This window comes from Acinetobacter haemolyticus (assembly GCF_003323815.1).
GTDB lineage: Bacteria > Pseudomonadota > Gammaproteobacteria > Pseudomonadales > Moraxellaceae > Acinetobacter > Acinetobacter haemolyticus.
In genome coordinates, this window is record NZ_CP030880.1 from 3392339 (window position 1) to 3408826 (window position 16488).

Consider the following 16488-nt stretch of genomic DNA (forward strand, 5'->3'; position numbering starts at 1 on the left):
GTAGAGAAGATATTGAAGAGCGAGAGGGAGTGAATAAAAATGATTTCAGGTACTGGTATAAGCTCTTATCAGCAAATGTTCATTCTTTCCCCATGGGTTTTTTTAGAATGATTGATGGAAATAGAGGAACAGGAGTCCATTCTGAAGTTGAAGAAAAATATAGTGCAATAGCTTTAGAACTTGCTGAAAGTTATTTAATTCGTGGTTGTTGCAATATGCTAAATTTTTTTCCCGATATTTTGGACAGAATGAGTCCTCAAGAAAAAAAATTACTTTATATTGAATGAATTTCTTTAAGATTAATCTTTCATATAAAGCTACGAATCCTTATCCCGTAAGGCATCTCATCTCTCGCCACCTCATCATTTAATATATGAGCTATTATGTGAATTTACCACAAAACAATTATTTAACTTCAATAATTTATAAACAGAAACTTACCCATACAAACTACAAGGCTAGACCTTTGCATTTAAAAATGATCTTGATACAACGCCAATAATTTTTGTGCTCCTAGTAATAAATTCTCTTCCCAATCTAAATGAGCCGTATCATTGGCGCCATCCGTTATGTATTTGACCGAGATTAAACGCACACCCAGTTTTTGACAAACTTTGGCTAAAGCATACGCTTCCATATCCACCAAATTACAGCTGACCTTTGGTAAACCTGTTTCAAAAGAATCACCTGTGCCACAAATGCCTTTGGGTAAGTGTTCAAAGTGTGGTTGAGTATAAATCTCTGCGGGGATGTCATCATCCATTGGGGTTACACCTACAGCAAAACCCAAAGGCGATACATCCATATCACGTTGCACAAATGTCGTTACTTCTACCAAGCTATGTGCATCAAAATGCGAACTACCCGCACTACCTAAATTAATCAGCGTCTTGCAGCCTGTTTTCTGAATCACTTCAAAGGCTTTGAATGCCGCATTTACTTTGCCGATTCCACTGTAATGAACGTCAATACCAGCTTGCTCAAACAAACCTTTAGATTCATTCGGCAACGCCATAATCAGGGCAATATCAGCATTCATAAAAAGACTCGTTCAAATTAAAATAGAGACACAAAGAAGGTGTGCTAAAGCACACCTTGATATTATCGCATCTTCTGTTGCAACGCAGCCAAACAAGGCGAGAAAAACAGTTGACCGCTGTATGCTCCAGCTACAGTTTTTTTCATTACCAAAGCCCACAGCCCTATTAGCAATAAACTTAGAACCACAGCGATAGATTGTAAAAAAGCAACTTGCAGCTGATGCGCTAAGTTAAAGATTGCTAAAATAAACACGCCGAAGGGGAAAGTTAGTCCCCACCAACCCAAATTAAATGGAATCCCAGTACGAATATGGCGCAATGTGGTCAAGATCGCGATTCCAAACCACCATAATCCAAAGCCCAATAATACTAAACTCGCCACAATGCCTAATGCAGGCAGTAAGTTTGCTAAATTTTCAAAGCCCATCGCCTGCATGATACGTGGTGCTTGTTCCCCCAATAATAATAACGCCAAAGCCCCTGTGCCAATTGGTCCTAAACAAAGCCAGCTAGAAATTGCCACCTCTTTCTCAGGCAGTTGATGTAAAGCCAAACGTAGCATTAAGATGGTCAAAATTGCAAAAGCCGGCAATACAGAAATGCCCCATAGTACATAGCCTGTGACTAAAATATTGAATGCGTGCTGATCGGCAGTTAAATGTTGTAGTAATACTCCCGCTGAACTCGCAGCCACCTCACAAGCCACTATCGGTAATAACCATACTGCGGTCATCCGTTGTAATAAATGATCTTGGCAGCTAAACATACAAAATGGCACGATCCATGCGATCATCACAGCGAGAAATACATCGAAATACCAAAGATACTCCGCAATTTGCACCGCAATATCACCATATAAATGCGTTCCAAAGCTGAGAAAACCATTGATGATCGTCGCCAGCCCCATCGGAATAGCTCCTAAAAACAGGCTCATATTTGGATGACTAAAAATCTGTTTTGCTTCCGTTGGAAATAAAATCCATCGCAACATATAAAGCACACTAAAACTTATGAAGAGCAAAATATTCAATTGCCATAATTGTGTCGCTAACTTGAATAATAGAGCAGAAGCAAAAGGTAACTGTGCTAAAATCATTGCCACAACACCAGTTCCCATAGTGGCTGTAAACCAGTTTGGGGTAAAATGGCGAATGACATCTCGACTTTGTTCTAGCTGATAAAATGGCTTTTTCATCTCTATCTCAATATTCAGCAACATGGATTGATTTTAGTTCAGCTTTAAAATAAGAAAAATTGATTTATTTTTATTTAATCAATCAGATTTATTTATATAAAAATGCTTAAATATTGAAATTTCTCTGTGTAAAAACACAACAACAAGACGAAACGCTGAGAATATGGCAATATATAGCCTTTGTAAAAATCACTGTATTTAACGCCCATGAAGTTGCTTCGTCTCAACGCATTATCGCCAAATTTTCAGTTACCTCCGACTGCGGTAACGATTGGCAATTTTGATGGTGTCCATCTTGGTCATCAAGCGATGATTGCCCAGCTTAAATCGTTAGCATCTGCTCAAGGCTTAAAAACTTTAGTGATGATTTTTGAGCCACAACCGCTTGAATTTTTTAAAGGTTATGATGCCCCACCCCGCATTAGCTCCTTACGAGAAAAAGTAGAATATTTAACTGAACTGGGTGTGGATTACATTGCGGTAGCAAAGTTTGATCAATACTTTAGAAGCCTGAATGCGACTGAATTTGCGGATTTACTCAAATTTAAGCTCAATGCCCAAACCCTTGTTTTGGGAGATGACTTTCATTTTGGCAAAGACCGCCAAGGAAACAGTGAATTTTTAAGAGATTATGGTTTTAATGTCACCAATTTAGATACGATTGCACTGAATGATGAACGTGTCAGTTCAACCCGTATTCGTCAGGTTCTACAAGAAGGTGATCTGGCATTAGCAGCTAAACTGCTGGGTCGTCCTTACAGCATCACGGGTCGTGTGCAATATGGCGATCAAATCGGACGTACACTGGATTTTCCAACAATTAATGTTCGTTTAAATCGTCATAAGCCTTGCCTAAGTGGCATCTATGCAGTCGATGTGGTGTGTGAAAATGCCTCACTGACAGCAAAAGTAAAACATACAAACCCTGCCCTGAACGGCATTGCAGGGTATCAAAGTGATAGCTTATTCGGTGCTGGCCATGTGGGGACTCGTCCTGCGATCGAACAAGTTCAGCCTGAGTGGCGATTAGAAGTACATTTCCCTGATGTTTCTGCTAATCTGTATGGCTTATTAATGCGGGTAACCTTTCTTCACTATTTGCATGGTGAACTGAATTACCCTTCGCTTGAAGCACTCAAAGCTGGAATAGATGATGATGTGCAAAAATTACGAGACTATCGTAATCGTACTTCAGAATTTCCTTTTTAAATTTAATTTTCATTTGTAATACATGTCAGTTTATACACTGATCAAACTGGAAGAAAACTTGCATGAGCGATAAGCAAACTCCTGAAAATGCAGTGGATTATAAAGCCACACTCAATTTACCTCATACTGAATTTGCGATGAAAGCAAATTTGGCTGTGCGTGAAGCCAAATGGTTAGAAGAGTGGTATGCCGACAACATTTATCAGCAGATTCGCGCATCGCGTATTGGCAAGAAGAAATACGTGCTACATGACGGTCCTCCATATGCCAATGGACAAATCCATTTAGGTCATGCGGTCAATAAAGTCCTCAAGGACATTATTATTAAAAGCCGTGTATTGGATGGCTTCGATGCACCTTATGTACCAGGTTGGGACTGTCATGGTCTGCCAATCGAACTTAAAGTGGAAGAAAAAGTCGGTAAAGTTGGCGTGAAAGTAGACGCATCAACGTTCCGTAAAGCCTGCCGTGAATACGCTTACACACAAGTTGAATTACAAAAGAAAGACTTCGTGCGTATGGGTGTATTTGGTGACTGGGACAATCCGTATCTGACCATGAACTTTCAACAAGAAGCGGACATCGTTCGCTCGCTTGGTGCGATTGCTAAAGCTGGTCATATTGAACCGGGCTTAAAACCTGTGAACTGGTGTTTGGACTGTGGTTCTGCACTGGCTGAAGCCGAAGTTGAATACGAAGATAAAAAATCAGATGCAATTGACGTTGGCTTCACCGTTGTTGATCTCAAAGATTTAAGCGCACGCCTAAGTGTTGATGTTCAAGATGTAACGGATATCGTGATCTGGACGACCACGCCATGGACACTACCTGCCAACCAAGCAGTTGCTGTACATGCCGACATTGACTACCAACTTGTTCAAATTCAGAACGATCGTGGTGCGCAAAACTTCATTCTTGCTAAAGATCTAGTGGAATCTGCCATCGAACGTTACAAGCTTGAAAATCCAGTCGTACTGGCTGATTTTAAAGGCGCTGTCATCGAAAACCTATTATTACAACATCCGTTGATTACAGATCGCCAAGTCCCTGTGATCGTCGGTGAACATGTCATCGCAACCAGTGGTACAGGTGCCGTACATACCGCACCGGGCCATGGTGTGGACGACTATAAGGTTGGCCTACAGTACAACCTAAAAGTGGATAATCCAGTCGGTGGCAATGGTGTATATTTACCAACAGCACCGATTTTTGCTGGCGAGCACATCTATAAAGCCAATCCAAAAATTATCGAAGCATTGGGAGCAACAGGTCGTTTGTGGGCGCATCAACCGATCAAACACAGCTACCCACATTGCTGGCGTCATAAAACGCCAATCATCTTCCGTGCGACACCGCAATGGTTTATCAGCATGGATGCCAAAGGCTTGCGTCAAACTGCATTAAATGCGATTGAAAATGACATCGAATTTGTCCCAGATTGGGGTAAAAACCGTATCCAATCGATGATTGAAGGCCGTCCAGATTGGTGTATTTCTCGTCAACGTACTTGGGGTGTACCAATCCCATTCTTTGTACACAAAGATACCAATGCGTTACACCCACGTACACCTGAATTAATCGAAAAAGTTGCCCAACTGATTGAGCAAGAAGGGATTGATGCTTGGTATAACCGTGATGCCAGCGACTTCATTGGTGCTGATGCCGAACAATACAATGCTGTTCGCGATACCTTAGACGTTTGGTTCGACTCAGGAACCACACACTACGCAGTATTGCGTGAACGTGAAGAGTTGCAAGACCCTGCTGATCTATACCTTGAGGGTTCAGACCAACACCGTGGCTGGTTCCAATCGTCTTTGTTAACTTCAATTGCAATCAATGAACGTGCACCTTATAAAGGCTTACTCACACACGGCTTCGTCGTAGATGAGAAAGGTCGTAAAATGTCTAAATCATTAGGCAACATCATCACGCCACAAGATATCATCAAAGATATGGGTGCAGATGGCTTACGCTTCTGGATCGCTTCGGCTGACTATCGCTATGAAATGACCGCAGGTAAAGAGATCTTTAGCCGTGCATCTGATGGTTATCGTCGTATCCGTAATACCCTACGTTTCTTATTGGCGAATTTAAATGGTTTTAAACCATCAACCGATGCATTACTTGTAGATGAACTGATTGCATTGGATCAGTACATTTTACAACGTGCGGCTGAAGTACAAAAAACCATTCAGCAAGCCTATGAAGAGATGAACTTCCACATTGTCACTAACGCATTGACCAATTTCTGTATCAATGACTTAGGTGGTTTCTATCTCGACATCATCAAAGACCGTCAATACACAACAAAAGCGGACTCACAAGCGCGTCGTTCAGCACAAACTGCGCTGTATCATTTGGTACAAGCTTTCGTTCGTTGGATGTCACCAATTCTAAGCTTTACCGCTCAAGAAGCTTGGCCATTGATTCCTGAACAAACAGATAAATATGTATTTACGGCTGAATGGTACGATATCCCAACTGCATCAACAGCAAACTTGCTTTCTGAAGCAGATTGGCAAACATTGATTAGCGTAAAATCAGCAGTAAATAAACAGATCGAAGCAGCACGTAACGCTAAACTGATCGGCAGTAACTTATCTGCCAAAGTCGAACTTTGGGCGGATGAAGCGTTACAAAAACTGCTAAACCAACTGGCTGACGAATTACGTTTTGTCTTGATTACCTCTCAAGTCATCGTCCACCCTTATGCAGAACAAGGCGAAAGCACTGACCTTGAAGGTTTACGTGTGAAGGTCTCAGCTGCGGATGGTGAAAAATGTGTACGTTGCTGGCATGTATTACCAGACGTAAATACACATGAAGGTCATGCGGGTTTATGCGCGCGTTGTATTGTCAACGTCACTGGCAGTGGCGAAGTGAGAAAGTATGCCTAATTCACAAGCAAAACAAGGCTTGTTCCAATTCTATCCTCATAACTTGCTGTGGCTTGGACTTTCAGTCCTTGCCATTGTGTTGGATCAATGGACAAAATGGATCGCAAGCTCACATTTAAACTATGCAGATCCTGTACCCGTATTGCCTTTTCTCAATTGGACCTTGTTGCATAATTACGGTGCCGCATTTAGCTTTTTATCTGATGCAGGCGGATGGCAACGCTACTTCTTCACCTCACTTGCAGCAATTGTTTCGATCATTTTTGTATTTTGGCTCATGCGTATGCCTAAGAAAATGATTATTTTACCTATGGCGATTGCTTTGATTTTAGGCGGTGCAGTTGGTAATTTGATTGATCGCGTCAGTCTGGGTTATGTTGTCGATTTTATCCATGTCTATTATCAGAATAGTCATTTCCCTGCCTTCAACCTCGCAGACAGTGCCATTACCTTAGGTACGATTTTGCTTCTCATTGACACCTTCTTCTTAGAGAAGAAACGTAACCAAAAGGCGGATGTATAATGACTGACATTATCGAACCAAACGAAGAAATCCGTATTCAAGACGGCTCAAAAGTTGATTTGCATTTTTCAGTATCGATTGAAAATGGTGTTGAAATCGACAATACCCGCGGTCGTGAAGAACCAGTCACTTTAGTGATTGGTGATGGAAATTTACTTCCGGGCTTTGAAAAGGCTTTATTTGGTTTACGTGCAGGTGATCGCCGTACCGTACATTTGCCACCAGAAGATGCTTTTGGTCCTTGGAACCCTGAAAATGTTCAAAGTTTTGATACGGTGAAATTTGAGCAACGTCCTATTGTTGGTCACATGATTGAATTTGAAGATAAGGCCAAAGCAACTTTGTTTGGCATCGTTAAATCAGTCAATGAGGACATTACTGAAATCGACTTTAATCATCCATTGGCAGGTAAGAATATCACCTTTGAAGTGGAAATTTTCAAAGTTACCCCTGCGGGTCAGCAAGGCATTAAACTGATGTAACATAAAAGCTCTCAAATGAGAGCTTTTTTTATCCCTAAAGAAAAGTATAAGATCATATTCAACAATTCATTTTCAAAACTTCAACTCAAACAATATAGGATTAAAAATGCTCATTTATATTATTGTCGGTAGTGTACGCGAAGGACGAACTGCAATTAAAGTCGCAAACTGGGTACAGCAAGCAACTTCTGAACTCGCGTTAAATAATATTCAAACAGAAATCGTAGACTTAAAAGAATGGGATCTGCCTATTTTTGCGGGCGCTCATCCGCCAGCTTCAGGCATCTATGATCAGCCAAAGCAACAAGCGTGGGCGGATAAAATTGCAACTGCTGATGCTTTTATCTTGATTAGTCCTGAATACAATCATGGTTATAGCCCAGCTCTGAAGAATGCATTGGATTACTTAGGTAAGGAATGGCAAGGTAAACCTGCTGCTTACATCGGTTATGGCTCAACCAATGGCTCTCGTTCGATTGACCAGATCCGTCAAGTGGGTACACAACTTGGCTTGATTGATTCCAATGCGACCTTAGAAATTCGGGATATCTTCAAACGCAATAAAGAACAAACCTTTGAAGCAAATGAATTTGAGGTGAAGGGTTTGAAAGCAATGCTTGAGAAATTAGAGAAATATCGTTCAGCTTAGCTGTAAGTCTGAACGTACATGGATCGGGGAGATTGACGAATATACAACGCCTCTGATTCATCTTAATATACAAATCATACAGAGACAGGAAGTCTCATTGAAAATAACAAGACCCACAGGAAGTGGTTGTTTATAGGAAGTAAACAACAATAAACTGAATATGAAGAAGCCCCGTCAGGATGATGGGGCTTTTTTTTATATAGCGACATTAAAGCTTTAAGATCATCAATATTTACTATTAAATCAGACCTTCTTCATCATCATCTTCTAGGAATAGAGAAACAGCTAATTCCATATAGTACGTAATATCAATAAATAATATATATCGAATCTCAATTTATCGAATCTCATAAATTGGTTGATACATATCATTATATTGATAAATTTTATTTCCTCTTATTTCAAACTCCGCCTGTACTAAATCCATATATGGATAGATTTCATTATCCTTTATTTCATAAACTGGCTGAAATAGGTTTATGCATTTATAAATTTTATTGCCCCTTACTTCATAAATGGCCTGACTAGCACTCATATATGTATACAGCTTTTTTCCATTATATTGATTAGACATGCAAAATCTCTATACGTTTCAAATTAGTTAAACACGATGCCACATAAGTCTTTTCAATTTCTATTACCTTTTAGTTATTTTTTAATCACAATAAAAAACACCCCCAACGGTTAGGTTGGGGGTGTTTGAATTTAAAAGCTGGCGATGACTTACTCTCACATGGCAAGTGCCACACTACCATCAGCGCGAAGAGGTTTCACTTCTGAGTTCGGGAAGGGATCAGGTGGTTCACTCTTGCTATTGTCGCCAGCAAACTGTTTTGGCTTTGGGTGGTCTTACTTTTGAACTTATTATTAAGTTCATGCCACTTAGTACCGAAAGAGTTATTAACGGATTAGTTAATCGAGTCGTATTGTAACTAGTTTTGACACTAAATCAAGTTATGTATTGAATTTATCTTGAATACAACAACTGTTTGGGTGTTGTATAGTCAAGCCTCACGAGCAATTAGTATTGGTCAGCTTCACACGTCACCGTGCTTCCACACCCAACCTATCAACGTCCTAGTCTCGAACGGCTCTTTAGAGGAATAAATTCCTAGGGAAATCTTATCTTGAGGTAGGCTTCCCGCTTAGATGCTTTCAGCGGTTATCCCTTCCGAACATAGCTACCCGGCGATGCGACTGGCGTCACAACCGGTACACCAGAGGTTCGTCCACTCTGGTCCTCTCGTACTAGGAGCAGATCCTCTCAAATTTCCAGCGCCCACGGTAGATAGGGACCGAACTGTCTCACGACGTTCTAAACCCAGCTCGCGTACCTCTTTAAATGGCGAACAGCCATACCCTTGGGACCTGCTTCAGCCCCAGGATGAGATGAGCCGACATCGAGGTGCCAAACACCGCCGTCGATATGAACTCTTGGGCGGTATCAGCCTGTTATCCCCAGAGTACCTTTTATCCGTTGAGCGATGGCCCTTCCATACAGAACCACCGGATCACTAAGACCTACTTTCGTACCTGCTCGACTTGTGGGTCTCGCAGTTAAGCGCGCTTTTGCCTTTATACTCTACGCGTGATTTCCGACCACGCTGAGCGCACCTTCGTACTCCTCCGTTACTCTTTAGGAGGAGACCGCCCCAGTCAAACTACCCACCAGACATGGTCCTCGTCCCGGATAACGGGACAGAGTTAGAACCTCAACATTACCAGGGTGGTATTTCAAGGACGGCTCCATTGGAACTAGCGTTCCAACTTCAAAGCCTCCCACCTATCCTACACAAGTAAGGTCAAAGTTCAATGTCAAGCTGCAGTAAAGGTTCACGGGGTCTTTCCGTCTAGCCGCGGGTACACTGCATCTTCACAGCGATTTCGATTTCACTGAGCCTCTGCTGGAGACAGCGCCGCCATCATTATGCCATTCGTGCAGGTCGGAACTTACCCGACAAGGAATTTCGCTACCTTAGGACCGTTATAGTTACGGCCGCCGTTTACTGGGGCTTCGATCAAGAGCTTCGCTTACGCTAACCCCATCAATTAACCTTCCAGCACCGGGCAGGCATCACACCCTATACGTCCACTTTCGTGTTTGCAGAGTGCTATGTTTTTAATAAACAGTTGCAGCGGCCTGGTTTCTGTGGCTGCCAATAGCTCAGGGAGCAAGTCCCATCACCGTCAGCAGCGTACCTTCTCCCGAAGTTACGGTACCATTTTGCCTAGTTCCTTCAGCAGAGTTCTCTCAAGCGCTTTGGTCTACTCGACCTGACCACCTGTGTCGGTTTCGGGTACGATTCCTGTGTAACTGAAGCTTAGAGACTTTTCCTGGAAGCATGGTATCAGCCACTTCACTGTACAAGTACAGCTTGCTATCGACTCTCAGCATAGAGCACCCCGGATTTGCCTAAGATGCATGCCTACTGTCTTCCACCTGGACAACCAACGCCAGGCTGACTTAACCTTCTCCGTCCTCTCATCGCATTACACAGAAGTATTGGAATATTAACCAATTTCCCATCGACTACGCCTCTCGGCCTCGCCTTAGGGGTCGACTCACCCAGCCCCGATTAACGTTGGACTGGAACCCTTGGTCTTTCAGCGAACGGGTTTTTCACCCGTTTTGTCGTTACTCACGTCAGCATTCGCACTTCTGATACCTCCAGCATACTTCTCAATACACCTTCATCGGCTTACAGAACGCTCCCCTACCACTTGACTTAAAGTCAAATCCGCAGCTTCGGCACATAGTTTTAGCCCCGTTACATCTTCCGCGCAGGCCGACTCGACTAGTGAGCTATTACGCTTTCTTTAAAGGGTGGCTGCTTCTAAGCCAACCTCCTAGCTGTCTATGCCTTCCCACATCGTTTCCCACTTAACTATGATTTTGGGGCCTTAGCTGGCGGTCTGGATTGTTTTCCTCTTGACTACGGACGTTAGCACCCGCAGTCTGTCTCCCGGATAGTACTCATTGGTATTCGGAGTTTGCATCGGTTTGGTAAGTCGGGATGACCCCCTAGCCGAAACAGTGCTCTACCCCCAATGGTATTCGTCCGAGGCGCTACCTAAATAGCTTTCGGGGAGAACCAGCTATCACCAGGCTTGATTAGCCTTTCACCCCTATCCACAAGTCATCCCCTGGCTTTTCAACGACAGTGGGTTCGGTCCTCCAGTTAGTGTTACCCAACCTTCAACCTGCTCATGGATAGATCGCCTGGTTTCGGGTCTATACCCAGCAACTATACGCCCTATTAAGACTCGATTTCTCTACGGCTCCCCTATGCGGTTAACCTCGCTACTGAATATAAGTCGCTGACCCATTATACAAAAGGTACGCAGTCACACCACGAAGGTGCTCCCACTGCTTGTATGCATGCGGTTTCAGGATCTATTTCACTCCCCTCACAGGGGTTCTTTTCGCCTTTCCCTCACGGTACTGGTTCACTATCGGTCAGTCAGGAGTATTTAGCCTTGGAGGATGGTCCCCCCATATTCAGACAAGGTTTCACGTGCCTCGCCCTACTCGTCATCATTGTGTGTGCCCTTTCGTGTACGGGAATATCACCCTCTACGTTCGCACTTCCCAGAGCGTTCCACTAGAACACACACAACTTAATGGGCTGATCCCCGTTCGCTCGCCGCTACTAAGGGAATCTCAATTGATTTCTTTTCCTAAGGGTACTGAGATGTTTCACTTCCCCTCGTTCGCTTCATAAGCCTATGTATTCAGCTTATGATACCCGCCTTATAGCGGGTGGGTTCCCCCATTCAGATATCTCCGGATCAAAGGATATTTGCCGCCTCCCCGGAGCTTTTCGCAGGCTATCACGTCTTTCATCGCCTCTGACTGCCAAGGCATCCACCACATGCACTTAATTACTTGACTATACAACCCCAAACAGTCGCTAACCCTTACAAGTAAGGTTAGGACAGATTGCTATGTTTGTTTTTCAACTCACATCGCTCTCATCCAGTTTGTTGCCTCGTGCACTTAAGCACCGTACAGCTTCAATCTAAATTCATATACCAAAACGCTTGATTCAGTGTTTTTGCTAGTTCTCAATTTCATTCTTTCGAATGAATTGAGTGAACAATTTATTTCAGACTCAATTCTACTAATCTGTTAATGATTAACTACAGCCTCGTCAGCTTGCAGTAAACTGTGATAAATCACAGAAGTTAATAAACTCAAATCAAAATCTCTTTTGATTTATTTAGATATTTATTAATTTCTATAATTTACTTTAGCTCGTACTTCGTAAAGTACGTGGTGGAGACTAGGAGAGTCGAACTCCTGACCTCCTGCGTGCAAAGCAGGCGCTCTACCAACTAAGCTAAGTCCCCAGCTTTAATCATAATGAACGATATATCTTCTCATCTAGCAGCTTGTGATTATTCATCACTTCGTCAGTAGTGGTGGGTCTGACAAGACTTGAACTTGTGACCCCACGCTTATCAAGCGTGTGCTCTAACCAACTGAGCTACAGACCCTCAGATACATCTTCGAAGAACAACTTGTTGTGGATTCTTACCGGCCATCAATCTTTCGTTAAGGAGGTGATCCAGCCGCAGGTTCCCCTACGGCTACCTTGTTACGACTTCACCCCAGTCATCGGCCACACCGTGGTAAGCGTCCTCCTTACGGTTAGACTACCTACTTCTGGTGCAACAAACTCCCATGGTGTGACGGGCGGTGTGTACAAGGCCCGGGAACGTATTCACCGCGGCATTCTGATCCGCGATTACTAGCGATTCCGACTTCATGGAGTCGAGTTGCAGACTCCAATCCGGACTACGATCGGCTTTTTGAGATTAGCATCCTATCGCTAGGTAGCAACCCTTTGTACCGACCATTGTAGCACGTGTGTAGCCCTGGTCGTAAGGGCCATGATGACTTGACGTCGTCCCCGCCTTCCTCCAGTTTGTCACTGGCAGTATCCTTAAAGTTCCCGGCTTAACCCGCTGGCAAATAAGGAAAAGGGTTGCGCTCGTTGCGGGACTTAACCCAACATCTCACGACACGAGCTGACGACAGCCATGCAGCACCTGTATGTAAGTTCCCGAAGGTACCAATCCATCTCTGGAAAGTTCTTACTATGTCAAGACCAGGTAAGGTTCTTCGCGTTGCATCGAATTAAACCACATGCTCCACCGCTTGTGCGGGCCCCCGTCAATTCATTTGAGTTTTAGTCTTGCGACCGTACTCCCCAGGCGGTCTACTTATCGCGTTAGCTGCGCCACTAAAGCCTCAAAGGCCCCAACGGCTAGTAGACATCGTTTACGGCATGGACTACCAGGGTATCTAATCCTGTTTGCTCCCCATGCTTTCGTACCTCAGCGTCAGTATTAGGCCAGATGGCTGCCTTCGCCATCGGTATTCCTCCAGATCTCTACGCATTTCACCGCTACACCTGGAATTCTACCATCCTCTCCCATACTCTAGCTGACCAGTATCGAATGCAATTCCTAAGTTAAGCTCAGGGATTTCACATCCGACTTAATCAGCCGCCTACGCACGCTTTACGCCCAGTAAATCCGATTAACGCTCGCACCCTCTGTATTACCGCGGCTGCTGGCACAGAGTTAGCCGGTGCTTATTCTGCGAGTAACGTCCACTATCTCTAGGTATTAACTAGAGTAGCCTCCTCCTCGCTTAAAGTGCTTTACAACCAAAAGGCCTTCTTCACACACGCGGCATGGCTGGATCAGGCTTCCGCCCATTGTCCAATATTCCCCACTGCTGCCTCCCGTAGGAGTCTGGGCCGTGTCTCAGTCCCAGTGTGGCGGATCATCCTCTCAGACCCGCTACAGATCGTCGCCTTGGTAGGCCTTTACCCCACCAACTAGCTAATCCGACTTAGGCTCATCTATTAGCGCAAGGTCCGAAGATCCCCTGCTTTCTCCCGTAGGACGTATGCGGTATTAGCATTCCTTTCGGAATGTTGTCCCCCACTAATAGGCAGATTCCTAAGCATTACTCACCCGTCCGCCGCTAGGTAATGTAGCAAGCTACACTTCCCCGCTCGACTTGCATGTGTTAAGCCTGCCGCCAGCGTTCAATCTGAGCCATGATCAAACTCTTCAGTTTAAAATCATTAGTAGCTTATGGCTACAAATCTTGGCTCATCAATTTTCTGACATTAATTTCTCAAATAAACTTCGAGTAATTTCTACCATTCAATCAATGAAATATTTTCGATTGATCAACCAGTAAAAATCCACACAAGTTGTTCTTCTATTCTCTTAATGATTAATTTCTTACTTCGTCAGCAAAAAATTAACGCAAAACACTACCTATCATCTTAACCCTGTAAGCTAAGATATTTTCGTGTATCGCGTCGGGATGAGGTGCATTATAGGAGTTTTTTAAAGGCATGCAAGCTTTTTTAATCCCTTGTTTTATTGAGTGTTCTTTTTTTGTGCACAAAATCAATTCAAACTATTTAAAATCGATAGCAAGCATATGAAATAAAAGCAGAAATACTTTATTTATATTTCTGCTTCACTTTTCTATTTTTTGCTCTTTATTTGAACGCTAATGATTTTAACAGGTTGTTTAGGTACATTTTGATGCAATCCCTGATTACCCGTAGGCACACTCACGATTTTATCAACAACCTCCATACCTTTGGTCACTTTACCGAAAACAGCATAACCTGCATCCATTGCAGATCGGTTTAGAAAACTATTATCTACAACATTAATGAAAAATTGGCTTGTAGCAGAGTTTGGATCTCGCGTACGCGCCATTGCTAAAGTACCACGTGTATTTTTCAAACCATTGCCTGCTTCGTTTACGATTGGTGCTTTGGTTGTCTTTTCTACCATATTGGCATCTAAGCCACCGCCCTGAACCATAAAGCCAGGAATCACACGATGGAAAATCGTCCCTGCGTAAAAATTGCTTTTTACATAACTTTCAAAGTTTTTTGCCGAAACTGGTGCTTTATCATCAAAAAGCTCAATTTCGATATTCCCCATACTCGTTTTCATTTCAACCATGGTATTTGCAAATAAATGGCTGCTTGCGAGTAATAAACTAGCCGTAATAAATAACTTTTTCATCTTTATATTCTCAGTCTAAGAATAGAATTAACCGTGAAGCCTAATTTTAGTTTTACATATCGGTCTTTACTATTTTTATTTGTTAAGTGCCATGTTCCACGTGAAACATAGCACTACAGTACGTGGCGGCTTAACTGTGTTTGTCCCAGAACTTTCTAAAGTTCCGTGCAATTTCGACGGTATTGCGTCTTGCTTTGGTTGAAATAGGCGTTAAGTTGATAAAGCCATGTGTTTGGTCTGGATAATCAATATATTTCACTTTAACGCCATTTTGTCTAAGTTTATGACTATAAATTTCACCTTCATCATGAAGTAAATCATGCCCTGCTGTGATCACATAAGCAGGTGCAAGTTTTCTTAAACCACCATAGGTTGGAGAAATTAATGGGTTATCCAAAGCAACATTATGTTGGGTGGCATAATACGCTGTCACATAATCCACATCTTTACTGGTCAAGACTAAACCTTCACCATAAGCATAAAATGATGGGTGTCTACTTTTAAAATCAACCACAGGATAGATTAGTAACTGTGCTTGAGGCGCATAGGCCTTACCCACTGAATGCTGTGCAACAACTGTACTAATATTTCCGCCAGCACTATCCCCCGCGACCGCAATACGATTTTTATAGATCTTTAACTGACGGCGATTTTGATATACCCATGCTAAAGCATCTTCACATGATTGAATAAGCAGTTTAGGTGAAACTTCTGGAGCAAGCGGATAATCAATACTCATGACCTGAACTTTCGCATATTTGGCAATGAGGCGACATGCTTCATCATGCGTATCCAAACCACCGACAACAAAACCACCACCATGATAGAACACGATCATCGGTAGTTTCTTATTGGGTGCTGGATGATAATGTCTTGCGAAAACTGTACCGCTTTGCAAAGGTAAACGAATATCTTCAACAGATTCAATAAATGTCGATTTATTAAGTATCGCGAGCATCTGCGCATCAAATTGGCGTCGAGATTCAATCGGATCATCACCAATAAAACCAATGCGCCCTTGTTTAATTTGAACAGCCATCAAACATTTGGTAAATGCATCCAAATCAGGATATTGGTGTGGGTAACCTAAAATTTTAGCTAAAGACTCTTGTACAAATGTAGGTAACTTATCGAGTGCTCGTGCAGCAGGACCTTGTCCATGATCTAAAATGGTTTGTATTTTTTGAGGTAATGCCGTCACTTTTTGTCCCCTTCTTACGCTATCCATCGTTCTTTTCCTCTCGACTATATGCTTATCCAAAGCGATAGATCAAGAATTTAAAAATATTTTGTACGCTATAGTGTTGGTTTTCAAAAGTCATTAACCATTATGCTTATCCATGATCATTATTTAGGCCAATTGATTAATCTATGACGTATTTGAAACAAAACTCAAAAGTGAATATTCAATACTTTTGA

At 42.7% G+C, this 16488-nt stretch carries 11 protein-coding genes, 2 tRNA genes and 3 rRNA genes; 6 read left to right on the forward strand and 10 right to left on the reverse strand.

Features of this window, described 5'->3' with window-relative positions; translation table 11 throughout:
- Positions 1-29 precede the first annotated feature (29 nt).
- Positions 30-287, forward strand: coding sequence for a hypothetical protein (locus DS737_RS16315; protein WP_228206834.1), 258 nt, complete (start codon positions 30-32; stop codon positions 285-287).
- Positions 288-472: 185 nt separating this feature from the next.
- On the opposite strand, the gene DS737_RS15735 is transcribed toward DS737_RS16315, so the two are convergent.
- Together DS737_RS15735 and DS737_RS15740 are read right to left on the reverse strand one after the other, a co-directional pair.
- On the reverse strand, positions 473-1039 hold the full coding sequence (locus DS737_RS15735; RefSeq protein WP_113997927.1) for a 5'-methylthioadenosine/S-adenosylhomocysteine nucleosidase family protein: 567 nt from the start codon (positions 1037-1039) through the stop codon (positions 473-475).
- Between the two features lie 62 nt (positions 1040-1101).
- Entirely contained in the window at positions 1102-2235 is a 1134-nt protein-coding gene (locus DS737_RS15740; RefSeq protein ID WP_005085889.1) for a TDT family transporter, read from the reverse strand.
- A 207-nt stretch (positions 2236-2442) separates the two neighbouring features.
- Here DS737_RS15740 and ribF point away from each other — a divergent pair, with 207 nt between their 5' ends.
- The 5 genes from ribF to DS737_RS15765 all read left to right on the forward strand — a co-directional run bounded on the left by ribF (position 2443) and on the right by DS737_RS15765 (position 7998).
- Positions 2443-3444: a bifunctional riboflavin kinase/FAD synthetase gene (ribF, locus tag DS737_RS15745; protein WP_004637365.1), complete on the forward strand. Its 1002-nt coding sequence runs from the start codon at positions 2443-2445 to the stop codon at positions 3442-3444.
- A 62-nt stretch (positions 3445-3506) separates the two neighbouring features.
- Positions 3507-6344: an isoleucine--tRNA ligase gene (gene ileS, locus DS737_RS15750; protein WP_113997928.1), complete on the forward strand. Its 2838-nt coding sequence runs from the start codon at positions 3507-3509 to the stop codon at positions 6342-6344.
- Complete coding sequence (gene lspA, locus DS737_RS15755; RefSeq protein ID WP_004637362.1) at positions 6337-6867, forward strand: signal peptidase II; 531 nt, start codon at positions 6337-6339, stop codon at positions 6865-6867. Before ileS ends, lspA begins: the two co-directional genes overlap by 8 nt.
- Entirely contained in the window at positions 6867-7349 is a 483-nt protein-coding gene (locus DS737_RS15760) for an FKBP-type peptidyl-prolyl cis-trans isomerase (RefSeq protein ID WP_004637361.1), read from the forward strand. The genes lspA and DS737_RS15760 overlap by 1 nt, the downstream gene beginning before the upstream one ends.
- A gap of 106 nt (positions 7350-7455) precedes the next feature.
- Positions 7456-7998: an NADPH-dependent FMN reductase gene (locus DS737_RS15765; RefSeq protein ID WP_113997929.1), complete on the forward strand. Its 543-nt coding sequence runs from the start codon at positions 7456-7458 to the stop codon at positions 7996-7998.
- Between the two features lie 337 nt (positions 7999-8335).
- On the opposite strand, the gene DS737_RS15770 is transcribed toward DS737_RS15765, so the two are convergent.
- The 8 genes from DS737_RS15770 to DS737_RS15805 all read right to left on the reverse strand — a co-directional run bounded on the left by DS737_RS15770 (position 8336) and on the right by DS737_RS15805 (position 16270).
- A complete protein-coding gene (locus DS737_RS15770; protein WP_004637359.1) occupies positions 8336-8572 on the reverse strand; it encodes a hypothetical protein in 237 nt (78 codons plus the stop codon).
- Between the two features lie 136 nt (positions 8573-8708).
- Positions 8709-8823: ribosomal RNA gene (gene rrf, locus DS737_RS15775) — 5S ribosomal RNA — on the reverse strand.
- 175 nt (positions 8824-8998) lie between these two features.
- Positions 8999-11890: ribosomal RNA gene (locus DS737_RS15780) — 23S ribosomal RNA — on the reverse strand.
- 382 nt (positions 11891-12272) lie between these two features.
- Positions 12273-12348 (reverse strand) — tRNA-Ala (locus DS737_RS15785).
- Positions 12349-12418: 70 nt separating this feature from the next.
- Positions 12419-12495 (reverse strand) — tRNA-Ile (locus tag DS737_RS15790).
- A gap of 59 nt (positions 12496-12554) precedes the next feature.
- Positions 12555-14092 (reverse strand): 16S ribosomal RNA (locus tag DS737_RS15795).
- The 16S, 23S and 5S rRNA genes sit together here with 2 tRNA genes alongside, the layout of an rRNA operon.
- A gap of 422 nt (positions 14093-14514) precedes the next feature.
- Entirely contained in the window at positions 14515-15069 is a 555-nt protein-coding gene (locus tag DS737_RS15800) for a peptidylprolyl isomerase (protein WP_113997930.1), read from the reverse strand.
- Positions 15070-15199: 130 nt separating this feature from the next.
- Positions 15200-16270, reverse strand: a complete 1071-nt coding sequence (locus tag DS737_RS15805; RefSeq protein ID WP_174703631.1) for an alpha/beta hydrolase — start codon at positions 16268-16270, stop codon at positions 15200-15202.
- Positions 16271-16488: the final 218 nt, after the last annotated feature.